Below are 25,576 nucleotides of genomic sequence, written 5' to 3'. Positions count from 1 at the left end.
CGGCCATTGGGCGCGGTCTACCCTGGATCGGACAGGTGGACGGAATGGCGTTCTATCCTAGGGATACACACATGTTGAAGAAAACACACACGGCGCTGCTGGGCCTGGCGATGGCGATGGGTCTTGCGACCACGCACGCCGCCGAGCCAAAAAAAGTGGATGTCCTGCTCATTGGTGGGGGCATCATGAGCTCGACACTCGGCGTCTGGCTCAATGAGCTGGAGCCGGGCTGGACCATGGAAATGGTCGAGCGCCTGGACGGTGTTGCCGAAGAGAGTTCCAACGGCTGGAACAACGCTGGTACCGGCCACTCCGCGCTGGCCGAGCTGAACTACACGCCGGAAGACAAGAACGGCAAGGTCGAGATCGCCAAGGCCATCGAAATCAACGAAGCCTTCCAGGTCTCCCGCCAGTTCTGGTCCTGGCAGGTCAAGAACGGTGTGCTGAAGAACCCGCGCTCGTTCATCAACTCCACGCCGCACATGAGTTTCCTGTGGGGCGACGAGAACATCGCGTTCCTGAAGAAGCGCTACGAGGCCCTCCAGGCCAGCCCATTGTTCGCCGGCATGCAGTATTCCGAAGACCCCGCGCAGATCAGCAAGTGGGTGCCGCTGATGATGCAAGGGCGTGACCCGAACCAGAAAGTCGCCGCCACCTGGAGCCCATTGGGTACCGACGTGAACTTCGGCGAAATCACGCGTCAGTTCGCGGCTTACCTGCAAACCAAGCCGAACTTCTCCCTCAAGCTGTCCAGCGAAGTGGAAGAAATCACCCGCAACGAAGACGGCTCATGGCGGGTTTCGTACAAGAACCTGAAAGACGGCACCGAAACCGAGACCGACGCCAAGTTCGTGTTCATCGGCGCGGGCGGTGGTGCCTTGCACCTGCTGCAGAAGGCGGACATTCCGGAAGCCCGTGAATACGCAGGCTTCCCGGTGGGTGGTTCGTTCCTGGTCACCGAGAACCCGACCGTGGCTCAACTGCACTTGGCGAAGGCCTACGGCAAGGCTTCGGTGGGCGCACCGCCGATGTCCGTTCCGCACTTGGACACCCGTGTGCTCGATGGCAAGCGCGTGATTCTGTTTGGCCCATTCGCAACGTTCTCCACCAAGTTCCTGAAGAACGGTTCGTATTTCGACCTGTTGTCCAGCACCACCACCCACAACGTGTGGCCAATGACCAAGGTCGGTATCGAGCAGTACCCACTGATCGAATACCTGGCGGGCCAGGTGATGCTGTCGGATGAAGACCGTTTCAACGCCCTGAAGGAATACTTCCCGGAGGCCAAGCAGGAAGACTGGCGCCTGTGGCAGGCCGGCCAGCGTGTGCAGATCATCAAGCGTGACGAAGAGAAGGGCGGTGTCCTGAAGCTCGGCACTGAGGTGGTTGCGTCCCAGGACGGCAGCATCGCCGGTCTGCTGGGTGCCTCGCCAGGCGCCTCGACCGCTGCACCGATCATGCTGAGCGTGCTCGAGAAGGTCTTCAAGGACAAAGTGGCTACCCCGGCCTGGCAGGAAAAACTGCACCAGATCGTGCCGAGCTATGGCACCAAGCTCAACGACAGTCCTGAGCGCGTTGCCCAGGAGTGGGCCTACACCAGCGAAGTCCTGCAACTGGACCCGCCGCCGGTGATCGGAAAGCCAGCCACCCCAGCGGCACCGGCCAAACCGGCTGCGGCCCCAGCAGCCAATCCAGCGACTGACATGGCGCTGTAAACCGGACGCTGTCAGGTGAGGTAGAAAAACGCCGCTCGGTTGAGCGGCGTTTTTTATTGGGAAACGGCTATTGAGTACCGAACATCGCCGTCCAATAGATCCCCGCATCGCTTTTCGGGTCCACCGCATAACCGGCGCCCAGTTCGCGGAACTGTGGGTTCATCAGGTTGGCGCAGTGCCCCGGGCTTGCCAGCCAGCCGTCCACGACCTTGAGCGCGGTGTCTTGTCCGGCGGCGATGTTCTCGCCGATCAACTGGCCCAGGTAACCGGCCAGCTCGGCACGGTCGCCGGGCATGCGATTGTCGCGGTCCTTGTGATCGAAAAAATTGTTGTTGGCCATCGAGCGGGCGTGGGTCACGGCGGCCAGGGCCAGGGTGGCGTTCCAGGTCAGCGGCGTGGTGGCCGCGAAGGCTTCGGTTCCGCAGCGGCGTGGTTGGGCGCGGGCGCTGTTGATCAGCTTGAGCAGCTTCTGGCCCTCGGCTTGCCAGTCCCCCAGGCGCGCCGACAACAGCGGGCGTGCCAGCACGATGCGCCATTCGCGATCCAGGCGGCTGACGCCGATGTCGACGAACTGTGGGTCCAGCACCACCTGGCAGAAGCTCTCTTGCACCGCCTTCATCGCGGCCTGGGCGTCCCGTGGCCCGGACAGGCTGATGGCCTGCACGTTGACCATCGGGTAGGAAGCCTGTGCCAGTGCCTGTTGCAAGTCGCCGATGCCATTGGCCGACAGGATCAGCCGCGAATCCATCGCCAGTGGCGGCAGCTCCAGCGAGGCTTGGCCGGCGCAACTCTGGGATTGGCTGCGGTAAAGGTTGATGGACTCGACCAACTGCGTCTCTTCGGTGGCTGCAGCCCCGGCGGCGAATGCCAGCCCGAGTGACAGCACGACAAGACGCATGGCGGATGAAATGGCACGCATGTAAATCTCCCTTGAGCGGACGGCGCCTATGATGCGCAATTTTTGCCCCGCTGGGGCAATGGTATTCACGCTCTTTTGAAATCCCCTGGACGACACCGTTGGGTACCGTTTGGGACACTCCTCAAGGAGTGGGATTCATTTTCGGGCGAATAAGTCCGTTGGCATCGTGACAAGAGCATGAAAAATGCAGGTTTTGTGGGCATCCGGCGCCGCCATCGCGAGCAAGCTTTGCTCCCACAGGGAATTGTGGTGTGGGTGAGTTCTGCGCATCGCTCAGGTCCGTGGGAGCAAAGCTTGCTCGCGATGGCGGTGGGGCAGCTTGCAATTATGCTGAATGTGCCTCAGTCATCGCGAGCAAGCTTGCTCCCACAGCATTGGGTTTCCACCGTTTTGTTGTGTTCAGCCCTGACTGCCACGCCGGTGTTTTTTCAAGCGATAGGCGAACTGGGCCCGGCTCAGCCCCAGCGAGCGGGCGGCCGCCGCGAGGTTGCCGCTGCTCAGTTGCAAGGCTTCGTTGATCAAGCGTGATTCCAGGCCGTCAATGGAGAATTCGGCATCCAACTGGCTGAGGGACTGGAGCAACGCCGGTTTTTGCGTAGCCTCGTGGTGGACCAGGTCGATTGGCGAGAGACCGCCATGCAGGTCGACGCCATACGCATCCACCGGCAGTTGCTCATTGCGAAACAGGTGGGGCAGGTCAATCGCCTGGCCTTCTTCGCTGGCGATCAGGCCTCGCTCGATGAGGTTCTGCAATTCCCGCACGTTGCCCGGAAAGTCGTAGCGCAGCAGGACCTTCAAGGCACGCATGGTCAGTCCCATCGGCGTGCGACCGTATTCCTGGCAAAAGCGCTTGAGAAAGGCATTGATCAGCAACGGGATGTCGTCACGCCGCTCGCGCAAGGGCGGCAGGGCGATGGGGTAGACGTTGAGTCGGTAGAACAGGTCTTCGCGGAACTCGCCGTCCGCCACGGCCTGGCGCAGGTCGATGTTGGTGGCGGCCACCACGCGCACGTCGACCTTGATACCGTGTGTGCCGCCGATCCGTTCGATTTCCCGCTCCTGCAGGGCGCGCAGCAATTTGCCCTGGCCGGCGAGGCTCAGGCAGGTGATCTCATCGAGGAACAGCGTGCCACCCTGAGCCCGTTCGAAACGTCCGGGGCGAGAATGCGTGGCGCCGGTATAGGCGCCGCGTTCGACGCCGAACAGTTCGGCTTCGATCAGGTTGTCCGGGATGGCTGCGCAGTTAAGGGCAATGAACGGACCTTCGCGACGACGACTCAATTGGTGCAACTGGCGGGCGAACAGCTCCTTGCCCACGCCGGATTCGCCGCTGACCAGCACCGTGGCGGGGGTCAGGGCCACCCGTTGCAAGGCTTGGGTCGCGGTATTGAAGGCGGCACTGGCACCGATCAGCGGCTGTTCGCTGTCCGGCAGCGGGGTGGTTCCGGCCATACCTGAGCAGCGACTGTCGGAACGGGCAACGGTCGCTGGCTGCGAGGCATTGAGGTAATTCAGGTCCTGCTCGATGTCACCCCATTGCTCGGCGGTCTTGCCGACGACCCGGCAACGCTCATGGCCCATGCCCCGGCATTCCACTTCGTGGAAAATCACCAACTGCCCGAACAGCCCGCTGACGAAACCGATGGCGTAGCCCAGTTCCGTCCAGCACACCGGATCCTGCCCCGTGCCATAGGCCGCGACATGTTCGTCGGCTTCGCAGGAGTGATGCCAGAGAAACTCCCCGTCATAGAACCCCGAGTCGGCGTCGAACTTGAAATGCAGCGGCTCGACCTTGGTCATGCCTTCGAGGGTATGCAGGTGCGTGCCGGCACGAAACACCGCCGCGGCATCGGCCTGGGGCCAGCGTTCGCGGATCAGCCGCGCGTCCCGGGCGCCGGAGGCGTAGCCGGTGCGGGTGAGCATGCCCCGGGCCTGCTCCAGCCCCTGGCGTTCGATGATTTCCCGGCGCAACGCGCCGAAGGATGAGCTGTGCAGCAACAGCATGCGCTGGTCGTTGAGCCAGATGCGGCCATCGTCCGGAGAGAAAAACAGGCAGTCGGTGAGTTCGGCGGGCGTGGGCGAACTGCTGTCGGTCAGCTCGTTGCTGTCGCCGCGCGGATGGAAATGCTCGGTGGCGACACGGTGGTCCGGCAACGGGCAGTGGGGATTGTTCATTGTTATTGCCCCTGGTGGCGACTGATCGAAATGATCATCTGGCGAGATAGTTATTAAGCATAACTTTATCAATTGAACAAGCGGTGACTGGTCAGCGGCCAGGCCGGGCGATGGTGCCGGGGCGAAGTGGCGGCCGAAAAACCTTGATCCAGAGCCTTGCACCCGGTTTATCAAGGCCTGCGGACAAAAACCGGCACAGCGCTTGCTCAGGTCGTTGCACGGCGTTTGCGTCGGCCCCTCACGGGGCGGCAAACGATGACAACAACAAAGAGCCGGGAGTTTTAAATGTCTGCATCCAAAAGCCACCTGCTGTCCCAGGTGATCGAGTCGGAATGTATGTTCAATGGTGACTGGGTGCCTGCCTCGGGCCCGCTGCAAACGATCATCGAGCCGGCCACCGGTGAGCGAATGATGCGCAGCGCCACGGCGGACGCGGCTGACATCGCCAAGGCCAGCCACGACGCCGCCCAGGCACAGCCGGCGTGGGCGGCGCTGGGGCCGCGGCAGCGCGCGGCGATCTTTCGCAAGGCCGCCGATGTCGCCGAGAACGCCTTCGACGAATTGGCGCTGTACGTCGCCAGGGAGACGGGCGCCGCATTCTTCAAGGGACAACATGAGGTGCGCGAAGCCATCGTGCTGCTGCATCAGGCCGCGGGCATGCTGTCCCAGGGCCACGGGCTGGTGCTGCCCAGCGAGGCCGGGCGCCTGTCCTATGCACGGCGCCAGCCCCATGGCGTGGTGGGAGTGATTTCGCCGTTCAACTTTCCCCTGGTGCTGTCCATGCGCTCCGTGGCGCCGGCCCTGGCGGCCGGCAATGCGGTGGTGCTCAAGCCCGATCCGCAGACGCCGGTGAGCGGCGGTTTCCTTATCGCCCGGTTGTTCGAGGCGGCGGGGCTGCCCAAGGGCGTATTGCAAGTGTTGCCCGGTGGGGCGGACGCCGGTGAGGCGCTGTGCCGCGACCCGAACGTGCGCATGATCGCCTTTACCGGCTCGACCGGCGCCGGGCGCAAGGTCGCTGAAGTGGCTGGGCGCAACCTGAAGAAGGTGGCGCTGGAGTTGGGCGGCAAGAACCCGTTGATCGTTCTTGAGGATGCCGATCTCGACCTCGCGGCTCGGAACGCGGCCTGGGGGGCCTGGCTGCACCAGGGGCAGATCTGCATGGCGACCGGGTTGATCCTCGTCCATGAATCCATCGCCAAGGCACTGACCGCCAAACTGGTGGAAAAGGCTCGCGCCTTGACCGTTGGCAACGCCGCCCAGGGCGAAGCGGCGCTGGGGCCGTTGATCAATCAACGGCAGTTGCAGCGGGCACATGACATTGTCACCGACACCCTGCGCGCCGGGGCCCGATTGGAAACCGGCGGCGAATACGAGCGGTTGTTCTATCAACCGACCGTGCTCAGTGGTGTGAAGCCAGGCATGCGTGCTTTCGACGAGGAAGTCTTCGGCCCCGTGGCGACCGTGGTCAGTTTCGCCAGCGATGACGAAGCCATCGAGCTGGCCAACCGCACCGAGTACGGTTTGTCGGCGGCAATCATTTCGCCCTCGGTGGGCCGGGCGATGGCCATGGGCGAACGGCTGCAATGCGGCATGCTGCACATCAACGACCAGACGGTCGCCGATGAATGCGTCAACCCGTTCGGTGGGCGCGGCGCCTCGGGCAACGGCGGCAGCGTCGGCGGCCCGGCAGACTGGGACGAGTACACCCAATGGCAATGGGTCACGGTGAAAAACACCGCACCGATCTATCCGTTCTGAAGCGACTTGCCTACACAACAATAAGAGGGCTGAACATGAACCTGCACAACAAAACCCTGGTCGTCACGGGCGTGGCTTCCGGGATCGGCGCGGAGCTGGCACGCCTGGCGCGTTTCCAGGGGGCCCGGGTGATCGGTGTCGATCGCCATGAACCCCAACTGACGGTAGAGGGTTTTTTCCAGGCTGACCTGGGCGACCCGGACAGCATCGCGACCCTGGTGGCGCGCCTGCCCGAGCGGATCGATGGACTGTGCAACGTGGCCGGCGTGCCGGGGACCGCGCCGGTGCAAGCGGTGGCAAAGGTTAACTATCTGGGCCTGCGCCATCTCACCGAGTCCTTGCTGCCGCGCATGGCGCCGGGCGGCAGCATCGTCAACGTTGCCTCGATCCTTGGGGCTCAATGGCCGGAGCGCCTGGCGCTGCACAAAGCCCTCGCCGCTACCCCGACCTACGAGGCGGGGCAGCGATGGCTTGCCGACCATCCTGTGGAGCAGGCCACCTGTTACCAGTACTTCAAGGAAGCGTTGATCGTCTGGACGTTCCAGAAGTCGCAACAGTGGTTTGCCGAGCATTCCGTGCGGGTCAACTGTGTGGCGCCGGGGCCGGTGTTCACGCCGATCCTCGGAGACTTCGTCAGCATGCTCGGCGAGGAACGGGTCGCCCAGGACAGCCACCGCATGAAGCGCCCGGCCCTGGCCGATGAAGTGGCGGCGGTCATCGCCTTTCTTTGCAGCGATGCCGCGCGCTGGGTCAACGGCATCAACCTGCCGGTGGATGGCGGGTTGGCGGCGACCTACGTGTAACGACGCGTTGATGTAACCCGGCATCGTGCGTGCGATGCCGGGCCTGCGATAACAACAAAAATACAGGACCTACAAGATGCCCAAGCCTATCTTGCGGATGGCTGCTGCCCCGATTCTGGCCGCGCTGTCGCCCCTCGTTCATGCGTACGACCTGCCGGGTGTCAACCTGGGCAGCACCAGTTTCTATGATGGCTCCCCCGCGCCGGCCGGCCCCGGCTGGTACCTGGAGGAATACCTCACGTACTCCAAGGCCAATCGGTTCAACGATGCACACGGCGATAAACTGCCGTTGCCCAAGCAAACCGTGGAGGTGTTTGCACCGACCACCCAGATCATCTACGTAGGCCAACCCTGGGCCAACGGTGCGATGCCAGGTTTCACGCTGATCAACACGTCCCTGGCCTATGTGGATGTGGACGACGGGCTGGACAACGCTGCTTTGAGTTCACGGGCAGGCTTTGGCGACCTGGTGGTGGGCGGCTTCCTGCAACTGCCCACATTGACGCGGGCCGATGGTAGCCCGTTGTTGACCCAACGGGTCGAGGTGGATGTGTCGATGCCGGTGGGTGCCTACGACCGGCATCGCTCAATCAACCCGGGCAGCAATTTCTGGTCATTCAACCCGTATTACGCCGCCACTTACTGGTTTACGCCGAAATGGTCGGCCAGCGGGCGCTTCATGTACCTGTGGAATGGCAAGAACGACGACCCCTCGGCAAGTTTCGGCGATGTCTCCGATACCCAGGCTGGTCAAGCCCTGCACGCTAACCTGACGCTGCAATACGCGCTGACCGACCGGCTGAGCGTGGGCCTCAATGGCTACTGGCTCAAGCAGTTCACTGACACCCAGGTCGACGGCCACGATGTCAGCGGGCGGCGGGAGAAAGTCTGGGCCATCGGGCCGGGTTTCAACTACGTGTTTCGCAAGGAGGACGTGTTGTCTGTCAATGCTTACTTCGAGCAGGACGCCGAGAACCGCACCGAGGGCAACAAGCTGGTGTTGAACTGGTTGCATCAGTTCTGAGTCCGTCCCGGCATGCGGGTGTGATCATTGTGGGAGCAAAGCTTGCTCGCGATAGCCGCATCGCGGTCCAACAGTCGGACCGCGTTATCGTTCATCGCGGGCAAGCCTTGCTCCCACAGGCCTTGCCCACAGACCTTGCCTTCTCAGGCGTTGCTTCCAAAGGTCTTGCTTCCAAAGGTCTTGCTTCCAAAGGTCTTGCTTCCAAAGGTCTTGCTTGCGCCGACACAGACCGGACCATCACGCTGATCGCCGCCACTGCAGCGATCAGCAGCCCGGGCGATGTCGCCAGCAGCACGCCTGTGGTCCCCGCGCCGGCGGCGAGGATCTGTCCCGCGGCCAAGGGCCCAGCCACCGAACCCAAGCGTCCGATCGCTACCGCCGCACCTACGCCCGTGGCACGGACGGCCGTGGGGTAGGAGGGTGGCGCCAGGGCGTAGAGGACCAATTGCGCGGCCATGACGAACAACCCGGCTGCGAACCCGGCGATGCCCATCGGCACGATACCGACCGACAAACCCACGCCGGCCAGCGCGCTCAGCAATCCGGCGTAGACGAACAGCACCACCTTGATCCCGTTGCAGCGGTCCAGTAACAGGCCGCCCAGCAACGAACCGAGGGTGCCGCCGATGTTGAACAGCATCTGCACCAGGCCAGCCTGGGGTTTGCTGAAACCTTGTTCCAGCAGCAGCGACGGCAGCCAGTTGAGCAGCATGTACATCACCGTCAGGGTGAAAAAGTAGCCCAGCCAGAGGGCGAGGGTGGTGCGGCTGCGGCCTTCGCCGAACAATGCCTGGCTGGCGGAATTGCGCCCTTGGCCAGCGGCATCTTGTGCCTGGCGAAAGGCACTGGATTCCGGCAGCCACAGCAGCATCAGCGGCACCACCAGCAACGGGGCCAGCCCGCCAATGAAGAACGTCATCTGCCAGTGCTCGCCGAACAGCATCGCCACCACCGCCGCCAAGGCTCCACCCAGCGGCACACCGGCGTACATCATGCTGATGGCCGTGCCGCGGCGTTCTTCACCTACGGCCTCGGCGCACAAGGCGATCAGGTTGGGCAGGGCGGCGCCCAGGCCCAGGCCGGTCATGAAACGCACCCAGAGCAGGCTGGAAAACTGTTCGACCCACGCGGTACTCAGGGAGAACAGACCAAACAACAACACGGCACCGACGAGGATTTTCTTGCGGCCGATGCGATCAGCGATCCACCCCCCGAAGAATGCGCCCGGTAGCAGGCCGATGATCCCGGCACTGAACACCCAGCCCATCATCTTCGGGTCCAGGGCAAACGTCTGCCGCAGGCCCGCCGCCGCGGTACCGGCAGACTGCAGGTCGAAACCTTCGATCAACGCAACGATGAAGCACAAGGCAATGGTCAGCGTCGCACGACGCGCCGGACGGTTCATGGCAAATCCTCTTATTGTTTTTGTAAGGGCACCGGCTCGGAGGAGAACGGTGGGTGCTTTTTAGATTAACAAAGCTAACTAAAAAATGAATGGAGGTAACTGTGGAGCCGTAGTTGTAAAAATTTCAATAAAAATCATGTGCTTGTCATTGTTCATCAGATCTGTTTGTAAACTGGTTAATGATATTAATGTTCGATTATCGCTCATTCTGGATTGACGGAGCGCCCCTGCCGTTTCCATTCTTTGTCCGCACGGCCCCATTCATCGAGGCGGGGCCGATCAAAACAACAACAATAAATGGACATCGCACATGCCAAACCTTGCCCGGTACACCCTCGCGGTGGGCCCTGGTTCATCGCTCGTTTCTCTACTGGCCTGCCTCGGGTTGAGCCTGGGGGCGCCCGCATCGTGGGCAGAGGGGTTCATCGACGACAGCCATGGCACCTTGACCTTGCGCAATTACTACATGGACCGCGACTACAAGGACGACGGCGCCAAGACGGCTGCCAGGGAATGGGCACAAGGCCTGATCATGAATGTCGAGTCGGGGTTCACCCCGGGCACCGTCGGGTTCGGCCTGGATGCCCGGGGGTTGGTGGGGATCAAGCTCGACTCTTCACCGGATCGCAGTGGCACTGAATTGCTGCCGGTGTCGGCCAGCGACAAACGTGCGGCGGACGAATATTCGCGCCTGGCGCTGACCGGCAAGTTGCGCTTCGGCCAGACCACGGTGAAAACCGGCGACGTGTCGATCTTCCTGCCGTTTGCCTTCGCCAGCCCGTCGCGATTGCTGCCGCAGACCTTTCGGGGGACGACGCTCAGCTCCAAGGACCTTGACGGGCTGACGTTCAATACCGGTTACATCGATCGCATCAACCGGCGCGACTCCACCGATTACCAGCCGATGAGCATCGCGTCGCCCAATCGGCGTTTCAACGGCGCGGCGACCACTTCCCACATGGCCTATGTGGGCGGCGACTACCAGGTCAACAAAGACCTCAGCCTGCGGGCCTACCACGCGGAAGTGGCGGACCTGTACCAGCAGAACACCTTGGCACTGCTGCACAACCTGCCCTTGGGCGATGGTGTGCTGACCACCGACTTGCGCAGTTTTTTCAGTGACGAGGACGGTGCGGCCAAGGCCGGCAAGGTGGACAACCGCAACGTCTCGGCACTGGTGGGATATCGCCTGGGCGGGCATCGGGTGAGCCTGGGCTACATGCATGCCAGTGGCGATACGGCCACGCCTTATGTGTCCGGCACCGAGTTGATGGGTTTGAGCGAAATGACCATGAGTTCGGACTTTCTCAACGCCAAGGAACGTACCTGGCAGGCGATCCATGACTATGACTTCGCTGCGGTCGGCGTGCCCGGCCTGCGAAGCCGATTGCGCTATGTGCGCGGCGACCACATCGAACTGGCGGCCCTCAATGCCGAGGATCGCAAGGAGCGCGAGTTCCAGATGGAGCTGGGTTACGTGATCCAGGAGGGCCCGCTGAAGAACGTCGGCCTGCTGGCGCGCAAGTCGATCTACCGCAACGATTTCCCCGGCACGGCGGCGTTTCGCGACGAAAACCAGACCCGGTTCCTGGTGACGTACAGCGTGCCGATCTGGTAGCGGATGGGGAGAGGACCCGTTCCTGCTTTGGAAGTAAAGGAAGCAAAGCCTGTGGGAGCAAGGCTTGTCCGCGATGAGTGATAACGCGGTTCAATGCCTAGACCGCGGCGTACCTATCGCGAGCAAGCTTTGCTCCCACAGATAAATTCTCTAAGGGACATGCGCAAGGTTGTTATTGATAAACCTTCTTCAACAAGCGCAGTAGTTCCTCGCGCTCGCTCCCCAAGAGGGCGGCGGTAGAGTCGAGGTCGCTTTCGACGGCGATCTGCTTGAGCTCCTTGAGCAAGGTCTCGCCGGGCTTGCTCAGGAATATCCCGTAGGAGCGTTTGTCCGGTTTGCACCGTACTCGCACGGCCAGCGCCCGGCTTTCCAGCTTATTCAGCAGCGGCACCACTTGCGGCGGTTCGATGGCCAGGGCCTTGGCCAGGTCAGCCTGCATCAGGCCGGGGTTCTGGTCGATGATCGCCAGCGCCGAGAACTGCGCCGGGCGCAGGTCATGGACGGCGAGCCGGCCAATCAGGTTCTGGAACAGCTTCAACTGGGCGCGACGCAGGGCGTAGCCGATCAGGTCGTCCAGGGCGGAGTCCAGCGGCAACTGGGCGGCGCCGGTGTCGGCCAGGGGCTCGGCGGGTTCGGCAAGCTTGGAAGACTTGGCCATCGAAGAACACATCCTGAAGTGAGTGATTAACAAGGCTATCCATTTTGCCGAGGTCGCGGGCCGATGGCTATGGTCGAATGGTGTTTCATTGATCTGCCTCATAGGCATACAGCCAGAAAAAGACAGGTAAGCCAATTAATAGTTAATTGACATAACTAAATTTCCGGTTTAGTTTTTGATCATCTTCAGCCAAGAACAAGAGAGCATGCGCCATGAGCAACTATGAAGGTCGTTGGAAAACCGTCAAGGTCGAGATCGAGGAAGGCATCGCCTGGGTCACCCTCAATCGTCCGGAAAAACGCAATGCCATGAGCCCGACGCTCAATCGCGAGATGGTCGATGTGCTGGAGACCCTCGAGCAGGACCCGGCGGCCGGCGTGCTGGTGCTGACCGGCGCCGGTGATTCCTGGACCGCGGGCATGGACCTCAAGGAATACTTCCGTGAAGTCGACGCCGGCCCGGAAATCCTCCAGGAAAAAATCCGTCGCGAAGCCTCGCAATGGCAATGGAAGCTGCTGCGCATGTACGCCAAGCCGACCATCGCGATGGTCAATGGCTGGTGCTTCGGTGGCGGTTTCAGCCCCTTGGTGGCATGCGACCTGGCGATCTGCGCCGACGAAGCCACCTTCGGTCTTTCGGAAATCAACTGGGGCATCCCGCCGGGTAACCTGGTCAGCAAGGCCATGGCCGATACCGTGGGCCATCGCCAGTCGCTGTACTACATCATGACCGGCAAGACCTTCGGCGGGCAGAAAGCCGCCGAGATGGGCCTGGTCAATGAAAGCGTGCCCCTGGCGCAACTGCGCGAAGTGACCGTGGAACTGGCGCGCAATCTGCTGGAGAAAAACCCGGTGGTGCTGCGGGCGGCCAAGCATGGTTTCAAGCGTTGCCGTGAACTGACCTGGGAGCAGAACGAGGATTACCTGTACGCCAAGCTCGACCAGTCGCGCCTGTTGGACACCGAGGGCGGTCGCGAGCAGGGCATGAAGCAGTTCCTGGACGACAAGAGCATCAAGCCGGGGTTGCAGGCTTACAAACGCTGAGGCAACGGCGCGGCGGGCGCCCATGGTGCCGCCGCTACTGTGAACGTGTTCCCTATAAAGACAATAAAGAGGAATCACCATGCTGGACGTGCCCCTGTTGATTGGCGGCCAGTCGTGCCCGGCCCGTGACGGCCGGACCTTCGAGCGCTGCAACCCGGTGACCGGGGAGGTGGTGTCACGCGTGGCCGCCGCCACGCTGGAAGATGCCGATGCCGCCGTGGCCGCCGCCCAAGCAGCGTTTCCCGCCTGGGCCGCGCTGGCGCCCAACGAACGCCGCACGCGCCTGTTGCGTGCCGCCGAGCAGTTGCAGGCCCGCAGCGGCGAATTCATCGCCGCCGCCGGCGAAACCGGCGCCATGGCCAACTGGTACGGTTTCAACGTGCATCTGGCGGCGAACATGCTGCGCGAAGCGGCGTGCATGACCACTCAGATCAATGGCGAAATCATTCCGTCGGACGTGCCCGGCAGTTTTGCCATGGCCCTGCGTCAGCCTTGCGGCGTGGTGCTGGGCATCGCGCCGTGGAACGCCCCGGTGATTCTTGCCACCCGCGCCATCGCCATGCCCCTGGCTTGCGGCAACACGGTGGTGCTCAAGGCCTCGGAAATCAGCCCGGCGGTGCATCGCTTGATCGGCCAGGTGTTGCAGGACGCCGGGCTGGGCGATGGCGTGGTCAATGTGATCTGCAACGCGCCGGCCGATGCGCCGGCCATTGTCGAACGGTTGATCGCCAACCCGGCGGTGCGCCGCGTCAATTTCACCGGTTCGACCCATGTCGGGCGCATTGTCGGCCAGCTCGCGGCGCGCCATCTCAAGCCGGCCGTGTTGGAGTTGGGCGGGAAGGCACCGCTGTTGGTGCTGGACGACGCCGACCTGGATGCTGCCGTACAAGCGGCGGCCTTCGGGGCGTATTTCAACCAGGGCCAGATCTGCATGTCCACCGAGCGCCTGATCGTCGATGCCCGCGTGGCCGATGCCTTTGTCGCGCGGCTGGCGGCGAAGATCGCGACCTTGCGCGCCGGTGATCCGGCTGCCGAAGGCTCGATGCTGGGCTCGCTGGTGGACGCCAGCGCCGGTCAACGCATCAAGGCGCTGATTGACGACGCGGTAGACAAAGGCGCAACGCTGGTGGCGGGTGGGCAACTGGACGGCAGTATCTTGCAGCCGACCTTGCTCGACGGTGTGACCCCGGATATGCGCCTGTACCACGAGGAGTCCTTCGGTCCGGTGGCGGTGGTGCTGCGCGGTGAAGGTGACGAGGCGCTGCTGCGCCTGGCCAACGATTCGGAGTTTGGTCTGTCGGCGGCCATTTTCAGCCGCGATACCAGCCGTGCACTGGCCTTGGCCCAACGGGTCGAGTCGGGCATCTGCCACATCAACGGGCCGACCGTGCACGATGAAGCGCAGATGCCCTTCGGCGGGGTCAAGTCCAGTGGCTACGGCAGTTTCGGCGCCAAGGCGTCCATCGAGCATTTCACCCAGTTGCGTTGGGTGACCTTGCAGAATGGGTCCCGGCATTACCCGATCTGATATCCGTCGCTTGTAGGGTGGACGGCGCTGCCTCGGCTCGTCGTCCGCGCAAGGCCAGACATAACAATTACAAGGCCGCAGGCTCTGCTCGCTCCGTGCGACCCGAGCATGCCTTGGTGGAGGAAATCTACGTGAGTTCCGAGTTCAAATCGTCCTCCCGGCCCGGTCCCGGGCGTTATCGCCAGGTGTCGATCGGCCATCCAGCCGTGGAAGTCAGGGAAGAGCGGGGCATCCTGCACATGCGCTCCCTGGAACCCCTGGCGCCCATGCCGGCGCGCCTGCTGGACCGCTTGGTGCACTGGGCACGGGTACGCCCGCAACAGACTTTTATCGCCGCCCGTGAGTCGGGCGGTGACTGGCGTCGAGTCAGCTACGCCGAAATGCTCGACAGCGTCCGCGCGATTGCGCAAGGTTTGCTGGCCTACGGTTTATCCGCTGAAAAGCCCTTGGCGCTGCTGTCCGGCAACGACATCGAGCACCTGCAAATGGCCCTCGGTGCGATGTATGCCGGCATTCCTTATTGCCCGGTGTCGCCGGCCTATTCGTTGCTGTCCCAGGATTTCGCCAAGCTGCGACATGTCTGCGACCTGTTGCAGCCCGGGCTGGTGTTCGTCAGCGACGCCGCACCGTTCGAGCGAGCGATCAACGCCGTGTTGCCGGCAGACGTTCCCCTGATCACGGTGCGCGGCGAAATGGCGGGCCGATCTCGGGCAAGCTTTGCCAGCCTGCTGGCACAACCGGGCGGTGTCGAGGCCGAAGAGGCCTTTGCGGCCACCGGCCCGGACAGCATCGCCAAGTTCCTGTTCACCTCGGGTTCCACCCGGTTGCCCAAGGCCGTGGTCACCACCCAGCGCATGCTCTGCGCCAACCAGCAGATGCTGTTGCAGACCTTTCCGGTGTTCGGCGAGACGCCGCCGGTGCTGGTGGACTGGCTGCCCTGGAACCACACGTTTGGCGGCAGCCACAACGTCGGGATCGTGTTGTACAACGGTGGCACGTTCTACCTCGATGACGGCAAACCCACCGCCCAGGGCTTTGCCGAAACCCTGCGCAACCTCAAGGAAATCTCCCCTACGGCCTACCTGACCGTACCCAAGGGCTGGGAAGAGCTGGTCAGCGCCCTGGAGCAGGACGAGGTGTTGCGCGAGCGTTTCTTCCAGCGTGTCAGCCTGTTTTTCTTCGCGGCGGCGGGCTTGTCCCAAAGCACCTGGGACCGGCTCGACAAGGTGGCCGAGCAGCATTGCGGCGAGCGGATCCGCATGATGGCCGGGCTGGGCATGACCGAGGCGTCGCCGTCCTGCACCTTCACCACCGGACCGCTGTCCATGGCCGGCTACATCGGCCTGCCGGCGCCCGGTTGCGAAGTGCGCCTGGTGCCGGTGGACGGCAAGTTCGAAGGGCGCTTTCGCGGGCCGCACATCATGCCGGGCTATTGGCGCTCGCCGCAGCAGACCGCCGAGGTATTCGACGAGGACGGCTTCTATTGCTCGGGGGACGCGATCAAGCTGGCCGATCCCGCCAATCCGCAGTGGGGCTTGATGTTCGACGGACGGATCGCCGAGGACTTCAAGTTGTCTTCCGGCGTGTTCGTCAGCGTCGGACCGCTGCGCAACCGGGGGGTACTGGCCGGCACGCCGTATGTCATGGACCTGGTGGTGACTGCGCCGGACCGCGAGTGTCTCGGGGCATTGGTGTTTCCACGCCTGGCCGAATGTCGACGGCTGTCAGGCCTGGGCGCGGACGCCAGCGACGCCGCGGTGCTTGCCAGCGTGCCAGTGCGTCAGTGGTTCAGCGACTGGTTGCAGCGCCTCAACCGTGATGCCAGCGGCAACGCCAGTCGCGTGGAGTGGATTGCCTTGCTCGATGAACCAGCCTCCATCGACCGCGGTGAAATCACCGACAAGGGCACGATCAACCAGCGGGCGGTGTTGCAGTGGCGGGCGGAAAAGGTCGAGGCGTTGTATCGGGGTGAGGAGCCGTCGATCTTGCGGGCCGGTGCTATTGGCTAGACTCCCTCTGTGCCCTGTGCCCTGTGCCCTGTGCCCTGTGCCCTGTGCCCTGTGGGAGCAAGGCTTGCTCGCGATAGCCGCGCCGCGGTCCGACAGTTGGACCGCGTTATCGTTCGTCGCGGGCAAGCCTTGCTCCCACAAAGTCTTGCCTGTACAAAGCCTTGCTCCCACAAAGCCTTGCTTCTACAAGGCCTTGTTTCTACAGCTTTTTTTGGGGGCGTGACTTAACGTCGCCCCAGCAACAAGCCCACCACCAACCCCAGGCCGGCGCTGATCGCCACGGTTTGCCACGGATGCCCGCCAATGTAGGTTTCGGTGGCATCGACCATGGGGCGGGTACGCTCCCGTGCGCTGGCGAGCGAGTCCAGGGCCTGTTGCAATCTGTGCGAGATCTGGCCGCGCAGGTGATCGGCGTCTTCGCCCACCAGCGAGGCACTGCTCTTGAGCAGTTTTTCTGACTCCTCGATCAGCGCCCGCAGTTCGCTGAAGGTCTGGTCCTTGATCTGTTCCCCGTTCGCTTGCCCTGTACTTTTGCGCGCCATTGAATGACTCCTTGTTGAAGATGGCCCTGAACTATGGAGTGCTGCGCAGGCTTGGAAGTTGCGGTGTACGGGCGCAGCACGATCCATTCATGAAATCCTGGTCTCACGGTGTAAGATGGCGCCTATTTACGCAACAGGTATTTCCCATGAGCTTCAATCTGGCAGACAAGCCCCTGGCCGAGCGCGCCGCGCTGGAAGACGAAAAATCCCGACTCTTCGAGCTGTGGCAGAACAACCTGGGCAAGGCCAAGGGCGACGCCGCCCGGCTGTTCGGCGAGCGCTCCAAGCGCAAGGGCAAGTGGGCCGAGTGGGTGCGTGCCGAGCTGGACGGCATGTCGCCACCGGAATACGCGAACATGGTGCGCAGCGAAGTCAACCGGCTGATGGCAGCCAACAAGTAACTTTCACGTAAAGACCGCGACGATCGCCTCGCGGACTCTGTCCACTGCCGGATCCCGTTGTGCGTGGGTTCGCCAGCCCAATTCGATGGGGTAACGCGGCAAGTCCAGGGGGCAGGGCAGCAGCGCCAGGCCACCGAGGGCCGCAATAGCCCGGGCCGCGTGGCCCGGGATGGTCGCCACGGCCTGGCTGCCCTTGAGCAGGAACGGCAATGCGGCAAAATGGGTGGTCGAAGCGCAAACCCTGCGGCCAAGCCCGAGCCCGGCCAACCCCTCGTCGGTGATACCGACAAAACCTTGTGAAGACACCAGCAGGTGCTCGCGCTCCACGAACGCTTCCAGGCCCAGCGCAGGCTGACCTGGCGTCAGGCTGGCAGGGTCGACGAGGCAGGCATAGTCGCCTTCGCCCAACACCTGCCGGCTGAGCAAACGCTGGCTGAAACCTCCCGCCGTGATCGCCAGGTCGAGGCTGCGTTCCATCAGGGCGCGGCCGACGATCTGGCTGTGGGTCTGGCGAAAGATCAACCGCAGCCCTGGCGCGCGTCGCGCCACTTCCTCGATCAACGGACGGCCATGGGCAATCTCGAAGTCGTCGGACAGCCCGACGATGACTGATCGTCCTTCATAGTGGCTGGCGAGCGGATCGACCATCGACAGGCTCTGGCGGCATTTATTCAACGCATCGCTGATGACCGGTTTCAGTTGGTTGGCCCGCAAGGTGGGCGCCAGGCCGCGACCGGTGCGCACGAACAATTGATCGTCATAAAGATCGCGAAGCCTGCGCAGGGCGGCGCTGATGGCCGATTGGGTCACACCCAGGCGCAGGGCGGCACGGCTGGCACTGGATTCCTCGTGCAAGGCTTCGAAGGCCTTGAGCAGGTTGAGGTCGACATCTGTGATATTCATTTGGCTCATATCATTTAGCAGTGTTTCGGTCTTTATTCATGATCGGCCGCGGCATGAGAATCAGCAACACCTGATGATCACGGAGTTGAAAACATGCCCAAATCCATTGTCGCTGCCCTGCAGATCGGTTCCTTGCCCGGCGGCAAAGGCGAAACCCTGGCGCAGATTCTTTCCTATGAAGACGCCATCCGTGAGGCTGGCGCACGCCTGGTAGTGATGCCTGAAGCACTGCTGGGTGGCTATCCCAAGGGCGAAGGCTTCGGGACGCAACTGGGCTATCGCCTGCCGGAAGGACGCGAGGCGTTTGCCCGCTATTTTGCCAATGCCATCGATGTGCCCGGGGTTGAAACCGAGGCGCTGGCGGGGCTGTCGGCGCGGACGGGGGCGAGCCTGGTGCTGGGCGTCATCGAGCGTGCCGGCAGCACTCTGTATTGCACCGCCCTGTACTTCGAGCCCGATGCCGGCCTGGTGGCCCGGCATCGCAAGTTGATGCCCACTGGCACCGAGCGGCTGATCTGGGGCAAAGGCGACGGCTCGACGCTGCCGGTGATTGACAGCCAGGTCGGCCGGGTCGGCGCGGCGGTGTGCTGGGAGAACATGATGCCGCTGCTGCGCACCGCGATGTACGCCAAGGGCGTGGACGTCTGGTGCGCGCCCACCGTCGATGAGCGGGACATGTGGCAGGTGACCATGCGCCATATCGCCCACGAAGGCCGTTGTTTCGTGGTCAGTGCCTGCCAGGTCCAGGCTTCGCCGCAGGCCCTGGGCATCGAGGTGGCGAATTGGCCGGCCGAACGTGCGCTGATCGCCGGCGGCAGTGTGATCGTCGGGCCCATGGGCGACGTGCTGGCAGGCCCGCTGAAGGACACCGCCGGGCTGTTGATCGCCGAAATCGACACCGATGAGCTGGTGCGGGCGCGCTATGACTATGACGTGGTCGGGCACTACGCCCGGCCGGACGTCTTCGAGCTGGTGGTGGACGAGCGCGCCAAGCCCGGCGTGCGCTTCATCGGTTGATTCACCACGGCTCGCTGGCGCCCGGCAGGTCGAGGGTACCGCGGTCGACAAAGCGCAGGGTACCGAACGCGCCTCCGGCGAGCTTGCCCTTGAGCACATAGGGCAGGTTCTCCAGGCTTTGGGTCTGGCTCAGGCCCAGGGTCTGGCGCAGCACGGAAAACGCCGAAATGCTCACCGGGACGCTCACGATCGCTTCGGAGAATCGCGGGATGGAGCCGGCCTGGTCACTGACGCCGGTGGCCAGCGTCCGGTCGTTCACCTCCAGGTTGAGCGCCACGCCGTTGTAGTCGATGGCGGTTTCGTTGGGGTTCTGCACCCGCAATTTCACCGCGAAACGCATCTCCAGGCCCTGGTTGGGCAACGGCTCGATGCCGACCACGTTGATGTTCAGCGGGTCGCGGTGCGGGAAGAGGGCGCAGGCGCTCAGGCTGAGCAGCATCAGGACAAGGGAAAGGCCGAGGATTCTGCGCATGGCTAGGCTCTCAAGAAATGAAAAACTCGGAAGAGCACGATAACCCACCGCGCCCCCTCGCCACAGAAGCTCCTGACAATTTCTGACACCAGCCTCTGCTAATCTGCGTCAACTTTTTCCTTGCGGACAATCCATCGTGTCGCGTACCACCCGGCTGCTCACTTTGCTGCAAGTCCTGCGGGGCAAGCGTTGCCCGGTCACCGCCGCGACGTTGGCGGCTGAACTGAAAGTCTCCGAGCGCACCTTGTACCGCGACATCGCCGAACTCACGGCCCTTGGCGCGCCGATCCAGGGTGAGGCCGGCATCGGTTATGTTTTGCGCAGTGGCCTGTTCCTGCCGCCGTTGATGTTCACCGCCGATGAAATCGAGGCCATTGTGCTGGGCTTGCGCTACGTGGATCAGCGTGGCGACGAGGTGCTCGGCAAGGCTGCCGCCGATGCGTTGGCGAAAGTCGCCGCGGTGCTGGCGCCGGATGTGCGCGACGCCTTGCGCAACCCCACGGTACTGCCCGGCCCGCCGGGTTACGGCTATCCGCAGAACACCGTCGAACTGAACGTGTACCGCCAGGCCATTCGCACCCAGGCCAAGTTGCACATTGATTATGCCGACGTGAACAAAACCCCGAGCCAGCGTCTGATCTGGCCGCTGGCTCTGGGCTTTTTCAATGAGGCGCGGGTGGTGGTGGCCTGGTGCGAACTGCGCGGCGCCTATCGAACCTTCCGCACTGACCGGATTGCCGCTGCCAGCGAGCAGGGTGGGCGTTATCCGGGGCGACGCAGCGACTTGCTGCGAGGCTGGTTTGCACTGATGCAGCTGGACGAAACCGGGCGTTTCACTCCTGACAAAAACTGACACGACGCTGTTCTAGCATGGTGCCCGTTCGATAAAACAAGGAGCCATGCCATGACCAATCCCGTCTCTTCCCTGGCCCCGGCCATCGCCGGCTACATTGCGGCGGCCAACGCCCGTGACAGTTCGGCGGTGACGCGTTTCTTCGCCGAGGACGCCAACGTGTTCGATGAGGGCCAGCACCGCGCGGGTACCCAGGCCATCGCCCAATGGATGGAAGACACCGCCCGACGTTTCCAGCCACGGGTGGAAGTACTCAATGTGCAACAACGCACCGGCAAGGTACTGGTGCACAACTTGATCTCGGGGACCTTCCCCGGCAGCCCGCTGGAGCTGCGCTATACCTTCCGGCTGGATGAGCAGGGGAAGATCAGCCGGCTGGATATCTCGATCTGAAGAGCCACACTCCGGAACGCTGTTGTGGTGCTGAGTCAGTGGGGAATGTGTTGAGCACAGGACGTTGAGTTGTGACTCATCGCCCCTGCTGTCATGGCATACTCCCCACCTTCGTTTTCCGGACCCGGGCCGTATGACTTTCGATTCCCCCTTGAGCGCCTGGCAGCACGCCATCGAGTGCAACGGCTTCGTCCAGGACGAAGCCCAGGAGTTAGCCATCATGGCGCTGGAGCAATGCCACAAGGCATTACACGAGGGCCGTAAGTCAATCCAGGGTATTTATCTCTGGGGCCCGGTGGGGCGTGGCAAGACCTGGTTGATGGACCGTTTCTACGAAAGTCTCAAGGTCCCGGCCCGACGCCAGCACTTCCATCATTTCATGGCGTGGGTCCATCAACGCTCATTCCAGCTCACCGGTACGCCGGATCCGTTGCAGGCCCTGGCCCGGGAACTGAGTGCAGAAGTGCGGGTGCTGTGTTTCGACGAACTGTTTGTCAGCGACATTGGCGATGCCATCCTCCTCGGGCGCTTGTTCCAGGTGATGTTCGAGCAGGGCATGGTGATGGTGAGTACCTCCAACCTGCCGCCGCAGGAACTCTACGCCAACGGCCACAATCGCGAGCGCTTCCTGCCGACCATCCGCGCGATCGAGCAGCACATGCAGGTTGTGCCGGTGAATGGCTGGCAGGATCATCGCCAGCATCCCGGCCAGTTGCAGCAACGGTATTGGCTGCGCGAGCCCGGCCAACCCGACCCCTTGGAAAACATCTTCAATCGACTGACAACAGGACAGGCGCAGGGCCGCGAGCCGGTCGAGGTCGGCCATCGCCTGCTCGAACCGCTCCAGGCCAGCGATGCGGTGCTGTGGAGCCGCTATCGGGACCTGTGCGAGCAACCATTCTCGGCCGTGGACTTCATGGCGCTGTGCGACCGCTTCAGCGTCATCCTGCTCAGTGACGTGCCGTGCCTGAGCGCCGAACAGCGCGAAGGACGCATCGCCCGTGGCACCGAGGACGGTGTCGAACGGGTCGAGGCCGGTGACCGCGAGTTGCCACAATTGTCGGTCCACGACGACGGCGTACGACGTTTCATCGCGCTGGTCGACGAATGCTATGACCGCAAGGTGCCGCTGTACCTGTCGGCTCCGGTGCCGATGGAAGAGTTGTACACCGAGGGCTATCTGCAATTCCCGTTTCGCCGTACCCTCAGTCGCCTCCAGGAAATGCAATTGCAACGTTTTGGTCAGCCCGCCTGACCTGTATCCCGCCGAAGGCGTCGAGCCTGCGGTACCGTCGGAGTGAGAGAGTCATCATCATGGAAGAAACCAAGGGTATTCTCGTACTGCAAGCCAGCTATACCAACCCGGTCCACGCCGAAGCCATCTGCCATGTGCTCAATGGCTATGCGCAGGACCCGATGGGGGGCGGTCAGCCGCTGCCGGCCGCGGTGCTGCTGCATCTGCCTGGCGAGCTGGCCAAGCGTCCCCATGCGTTCAGCGTGCTGGCGTTCGTCAATGGCGAGCCGGCGGGACTGGTCAACTGCTTCGAAGGCTTCTCGACGTTTGCCTGTCGGCCCCTGGTCAACGTCCATGACGTAATGGTGATGGAGGCCTTTCGTGGACGAGGGCTGAGCCAGAAGATGCTGCAGAAGGTTGAGGACATTGCCCGTCAGCGCGGTTGCTGCAAAATCACCCTGGAAGTGCTCGAGGGTAACGCGGCGGCCCAGGCCAGCTATGCCAAGTTTGGCTTTGCCGCTGGGATGTTCGATCCGGCTCATGGGCGTATGTTGTTTTGGACGAAGCCACTTTGATGGGAACCCTGTGGCGAGGGCGCTTGCTCCCGCTGGCCTGCGAAGCAGGCCCCTGCATTGTTCCAGGTAAACCGCATTGCCTGGTATGCGGCTGCTGCGCACCCGAGCGGGAGCAAGCTCCCTCGCCACAAGGGGTTGCGGTTTAAGGTTTGAGTGTTGGGGGAGCGCCCCCAGTTACTGCTGCACAACCTTGACCGGCGGAGCCTTGGGCTGCATCAAACTGAAATCAATCAACCCTTTGTGCTGGCTCTCGTAAGGATTGCCAATCAACAGTGGCCGGGCCTTGAAATCATTGCTGACCAGACTCTTGCTGTGATCCAGCTCATCAAAACTCAAGCCAGCCAAATCCGCCCAGGTATGAATCAACTGCGAGCTGCTGTAAGGCCGTGACAGATCACCGGCAAAACTCCAGTCATGGCTGTCGCGCCATTTAGGCGACGCCCAGGCGATGAACGGAATGGTGTACATCGGTGCCGTCGGCTTGCCTTCGTTGCGGCCCAGGGTTTCATGGCCTTGCGAATCGAAGACGTCCTCGCCGTGGTCCGACAGGTACAGCAGGAAGCCATTGGGGTCGGTCTTGGCGTAGTCCTTGATCAGGCTGGATACGACAAAGTCGTTGTACAGCACCGCATTGTCGTAGCTGTTGTAGGTCGGGACCTGATCGTCACGCAAGCCTGCCGGCACGCCCTGGCGGTCGGTGAACTTGTTGAAGGTCGGCGGATAGCGGTACTGATAGCTCATGTGCGTACCGAGCAGGTGCACCACGATCAGCTTGCGCGGCGCGCTATCGGCCAGGGCCTTGTTGAACGGCTCGATCACGTCGCCATCGTATTGCGCGGCGTTCTGGTTGCGGTTGTTGTTCAGATACACCTGCTCGTCGGCCTGTTGGGAGAAGGTCGTGAGCATGGTGTTGCGCTTGGTCATGGTCTGCTGGTTGGTGATCCAGAAGGTTTTGTAGCCGGCCTGTTTCATCATGCTCACCAGCGAGGGTGTGCTCAGGTACAAGTCCGGGTTCTCTTCGTCGGCGAACGTCAGCACTTGTTGCAGCGCTTCGATGGTGTAGGGGCGCGGCGTGATGACATTGTCGAACACCGAAAGCTCACCCTTGAGCTTGTCCAATTCCGGCGTGGTTTCCCTCGGGTAGCCGTAGAGGCTCATGCGCTGGCGGTTGGTGGATTCGCCAATCACCAGCACCAGGGTCGCCGGTTGCTCGGCCATGGCGTCCTTGAGGTTTTGCAGTGGCGCGATCTTGCTGGCGCTGTGCAGCATGCCTTGCATGTTTTCCAATTGTTCGCTGTAGCGACGGTACGCCACCACCATTTGCCATGGCACGGCAGGCTCGATGCGATCTTCGAATTTCTCCAGGCCGCTGGCGAAGCTGCCGGTGCGCTGGGTCTGCTTGATCAGTGGATAGCCGACCACCGCCACCACGATGACAACGGCCGCCACCAAGGCCTGGCTGCGAGGCAGGTACACCGGGCGCAGGCGCGTCCAGAGCCAGTAGCCGACAGCGGTGTGGAGCAGGAAAGCCGCAACCATCCACCAGGCAAAATATTGCGTCAGGTATTCGCCGGCTTCGGCCACGTTCGACTCGAACATGATGAAGATGACGCTCTGGGAAAACTCCTGCTGGTAAATGAAGAAATAGCCCAGGCTGGCCATGGAACAGGCCCACAACACGATGCCGATCAATGCAGCGAGCAAGCGCGTGCGGGCAGGGAAGAGCAGCAGGGGAGCCAGCCACAACGCACTCATCACGAAGGCCTGGCGAAACCCGGAGAAGCCGGAGGTGTCGCTCAGGAGGATAAGCAGTTGGGTAATGCCCGAGAAATACCAGAAGAACAGGAACAGCCAGCCGAGTCCGGCCCAGTCGAAACCTTTCGCAGTCGTTTTGCTGCGTTTGAACAAGCTCATCAAGCGCTCCAGCCCTTGTCGACGATGCTGCCGGTCCCCATGGGTGACCGCAGGCAAATGTCGAGAAACCTTAAAGGCGGGGAGTATCGCGGGCCGGTTGTGAAAACTTTGTGAGTTTTTTGCTTACAAAATGCTGGCACAGGCGCGAATGCAGCAGCCCAAAGGAGCAGCTAGCGACAACAAAGAGGATGCGGTTTTCAAGTGACACCGCGTTGGCGGTGCCACTTTTCAGGTGCTTCCAGGGCGATTATCGAACCATCGCCTGGTTCTGAGAGGACAGTTGGACGTGTTGCAGCTGCATGCGTAACTGCGTCACTTCTTCGAGTAGCAGGTCGCGCTCTTCTTTAAGCAGGCGTAATTCGTCGCGACGAATGGTCACGTAAAGGGTTTGGGGAGGACGTGCTGTAACGACTGGGCCCATTGCTCACCTCGCAAATGGCGTACATCAACTGTAGAGATGCCGCCAGTATTTTGGTCGACACCCTACTATCGGCGCCGATTCTGATTTCTTTTGCTTGTGATTGGAACTTTTTTATTTTTCATGGTCGCTGTGCCTTCACCGGGTTCGGAGCGTTACTGTGTGATCTCTCCAATTACCCGGAAGCTATTACTATTAC

Annotated in this window: 22 protein-coding genes and 1 pseudogene; 14 read left to right on the top strand and 9 right to left on the bottom strand. The window is 62.3% G+C overall.

The window, feature by feature from the left end:
* Positions 1-71 precede the first annotated feature (71 nt).
* A complete protein-coding gene (gene mqo, locus N4Q37_RS05180) occupies positions 72-1,715 on the top strand; it encodes a malate dehydrogenase (quinone) (RefSeq protein ID WP_260955823.1) in 1,644 nt (547 codons plus the stop codon).
* Between the two features lie 67 nt (positions 1,716-1,782).
* Here the strand turns inward: mqo and N4Q37_RS05175 are convergent, their stop codons facing one another.
* Positions 1,783-2,634, bottom strand: coding sequence for a CAP domain-containing protein (locus N4Q37_RS05175; RefSeq protein ID WP_260955822.1), 852 nt, complete (start codon positions 2,632-2,634; stop codon positions 1,783-1,785).
* A gap of 399 nt (positions 2,635-3,033) precedes the next feature.
* Positions 3,034-4,809 (bottom strand): sigma-54-dependent Fis family transcriptional regulator, encoded by a 1,776-nt coding sequence (locus tag N4Q37_RS05170; RefSeq protein ID WP_260955821.1) that lies wholly within the window; start codon positions 4,807-4,809, stop codon positions 3,034-3,036.
* Between the two features lie 285 nt (positions 4,810-5,094).
* Here N4Q37_RS05170 and N4Q37_RS05165 point away from each other — a divergent pair, with 285 nt between their 5' ends.
* The 3 genes from N4Q37_RS05165 (at position 5,095) to N4Q37_RS05155 (ending at position 8,394) form a co-directional block, all read left to right on the top strand.
* Entirely contained in the window at positions 5,095-6,567 is a 1,473-nt protein-coding gene (locus N4Q37_RS05165) for a benzaldehyde dehydrogenase (protein ID WP_260955820.1), read from the top strand.
* A gap of 35 nt (positions 6,568-6,602) precedes the next feature.
* Positions 6,603-7,370, top strand: coding sequence for a coniferyl-alcohol dehydrogenase (locus N4Q37_RS05160; RefSeq protein ID WP_260955819.1), 768 nt, complete (start codon positions 6,603-6,605; stop codon positions 7,368-7,370).
* Positions 7,371-7,446: 76 nt separating this feature from the next.
* Entirely contained in the window at positions 7,447-8,394 is a 948-nt protein-coding gene (locus tag N4Q37_RS05155) for a SphA family protein (protein ID WP_390897894.1), read from the top strand.
* Positions 8,395-8,596: 202 nt separating this feature from the next.
* Here the strand turns inward: N4Q37_RS05155 and mhpT are convergent.
* Positions 8,597-9,799, bottom strand: a pseudogene (gene mhpT, locus N4Q37_RS05150) (3-(3-hydroxy-phenyl)propionate transporter MhpT); the annotation flags it as partial.
* A gap of 310 nt (positions 9,800-10,109) precedes the next feature.
* Between mhpT and N4Q37_RS05145 the strand changes: the two are divergent.
* On the top strand, positions 10,110-11,417 hold the full coding sequence (locus tag N4Q37_RS05145; protein ID WP_260955817.1) for an OprD family porin: 1,308 nt from the start codon (positions 10,110-10,112) through the stop codon (positions 11,415-11,417).
* A gap of 172 nt (positions 11,418-11,589) precedes the next feature.
* Here the strand turns inward: N4Q37_RS05145 and N4Q37_RS05140 are convergent, their stop codons facing one another.
* Entirely contained in the window at positions 11,590-12,075 is a 486-nt protein-coding gene (locus N4Q37_RS05140; protein ID WP_260955816.1) for a MarR family winged helix-turn-helix transcriptional regulator, read from the bottom strand.
* Between the two features lie 212 nt (positions 12,076-12,287).
* On the opposite strand from N4Q37_RS05140, the gene N4Q37_RS05135 reads away from it, so the two are divergent.
* From N4Q37_RS05135 to N4Q37_RS05125, 3 genes are all read left to right on the top strand, one after another.
* Entirely contained in the window at positions 12,288-13,118 is an 831-nt protein-coding gene (locus tag N4Q37_RS05135) for a p-hydroxycinnamoyl CoA hydratase/lyase (protein ID WP_260955815.1), read from the top strand.
* A 79-nt stretch (positions 13,119-13,197) separates the two neighbouring features.
* The gene (locus tag N4Q37_RS05130; RefSeq protein WP_260955814.1) at positions 13,198-14,646 is read left to right on the top strand and encodes an aldehyde dehydrogenase; all 1,449 of its coding nucleotides are present in this window, start codon (positions 13,198-13,200) and stop codon (positions 14,644-14,646) included.
* 131 nt (positions 14,647-14,777) lie between these two features.
* Positions 14,778-16,655, top strand: coding sequence for a feruloyl-CoA synthase (locus N4Q37_RS05125; protein ID WP_260955813.1), 1,878 nt, complete (start codon positions 14,778-14,780; stop codon positions 16,653-16,655).
* A 224-nt stretch (positions 16,656-16,879) separates the two neighbouring features.
* On the opposite strand, the gene N4Q37_RS05120 is transcribed toward N4Q37_RS05125, so the two are convergent.
* Positions 16,880-17,197 (bottom strand): DUF883 family protein, encoded by a 318-nt coding sequence (locus N4Q37_RS05120; RefSeq protein ID WP_260955812.1) that lies wholly within the window; start codon positions 17,195-17,197, stop codon positions 16,880-16,882.
* A 146-nt stretch (positions 17,198-17,343) separates the two neighbouring features.
* Here N4Q37_RS05120 and N4Q37_RS05115 point away from each other — a divergent pair, with 146 nt between their 5' ends.
* Positions 17,344-17,598 (top strand): hypothetical protein, encoded by a 255-nt coding sequence (locus N4Q37_RS05115; RefSeq protein WP_003181187.1) that lies wholly within the window; start codon positions 17,344-17,346, stop codon positions 17,596-17,598.
* 3 nt (positions 17,599-17,601) lie between these two features.
* Here the strand turns inward: N4Q37_RS05115 and N4Q37_RS05110 are convergent, their stop codons facing one another.
* Entirely contained in the window at positions 17,602-18,510 is a 909-nt protein-coding gene (locus N4Q37_RS05110; protein WP_260955811.1) for a LysR family transcriptional regulator, read from the bottom strand.
* Between the two features lie 84 nt (positions 18,511-18,594).
* Here N4Q37_RS05110 and N4Q37_RS05105 point away from each other — a divergent pair, with 84 nt between their 5' ends.
* Positions 18,595-19,518 (top strand): carbon-nitrogen hydrolase family protein, encoded by a 924-nt coding sequence (locus N4Q37_RS05105; protein ID WP_260955810.1) that lies wholly within the window; start codon positions 18,595-18,597, stop codon positions 19,516-19,518.
* Position 19,519: 1 nt separating this feature from the next.
* Here N4Q37_RS05105 and N4Q37_RS05100 read toward each other — a convergent pair whose 3' ends face one another.
* A complete protein-coding gene (locus tag N4Q37_RS05100) occupies positions 19,520-19,990 on the bottom strand; it encodes an LEA type 2 family protein (RefSeq protein ID WP_260955809.1) in 471 nt (156 codons plus the stop codon).
* Between the two features lie 136 nt (positions 19,991-20,126).
* Here N4Q37_RS05100 and N4Q37_RS05095 point away from each other — a divergent pair, with 136 nt between their 5' ends.
* The 4 genes from N4Q37_RS05095 (at position 20,127) to N4Q37_RS05080 (ending at position 23,045) form a co-directional block, all read left to right on the top strand.
* Positions 20,127-20,843, top strand: coding sequence for a helix-turn-helix transcriptional regulator (locus N4Q37_RS05095; RefSeq protein WP_260955808.1), 717 nt, complete (start codon positions 20,127-20,129; stop codon positions 20,841-20,843).
* A gap of 51 nt (positions 20,844-20,894) precedes the next feature.
* Positions 20,895-21,236, top strand: a complete 342-nt coding sequence (locus N4Q37_RS05090) for a nuclear transport factor 2 family protein (RefSeq protein WP_260955807.1) — start codon at positions 20,895-20,897, stop codon at positions 21,234-21,236.
* 133 nt (positions 21,237-21,369) lie between these two features.
* Positions 21,370-22,491 carry a cell division protein ZapE gene (gene zapE / locus N4Q37_RS05085; RefSeq protein WP_260955806.1) on the top strand — a complete coding sequence of 374 codons (1,122 nt, stop codon included), beginning with the start codon at positions 21,370-21,372 and terminating at the stop codon, positions 22,489-22,491.
* Between the two features lie 59 nt (positions 22,492-22,550).
* Positions 22,551-23,045: a GNAT family N-acetyltransferase gene (locus tag N4Q37_RS05080; RefSeq protein WP_260955805.1), complete on the top strand. Its 495-nt coding sequence runs from the start codon at positions 22,551-22,553 to the stop codon at positions 23,043-23,045.
* Positions 23,046-23,219: 174 nt separating this feature from the next.
* Here the strand turns inward: N4Q37_RS05080 and N4Q37_RS05075 are convergent, their stop codons facing one another.
* On the bottom strand, positions 23,220-24,959 hold the full coding sequence (locus tag N4Q37_RS05075; RefSeq protein WP_260955804.1) for a phosphoethanolamine transferase CptA: 1,740 nt from the start codon (positions 24,957-24,959) through the stop codon (positions 23,220-23,222).
* Positions 24,960-25,206: 247 nt separating this feature from the next.
* Positions 25,207-25,380 (bottom strand): DUF6026 family protein, encoded by a 174-nt coding sequence (locus N4Q37_RS05070; protein WP_260955803.1) that lies wholly within the window; start codon positions 25,378-25,380, stop codon positions 25,207-25,209.
* Positions 25,381-25,576 lie beyond the last annotated feature (196 nt).

Origin of the sequence: Pseudomonas citri, from assembly GCF_025336485.1 — a bacterium.
In the GTDB taxonomy this organism is placed as follows: domain Bacteria; phylum Pseudomonadota; class Gammaproteobacteria; order Pseudomonadales; family Pseudomonadaceae; genus Aquipseudomonas; species Aquipseudomonas citri.
The sequence above is the reverse complement of the archived record's forward strand: the minus strand, read 5'-3'. Positions and strand labels throughout refer to the sequence as shown.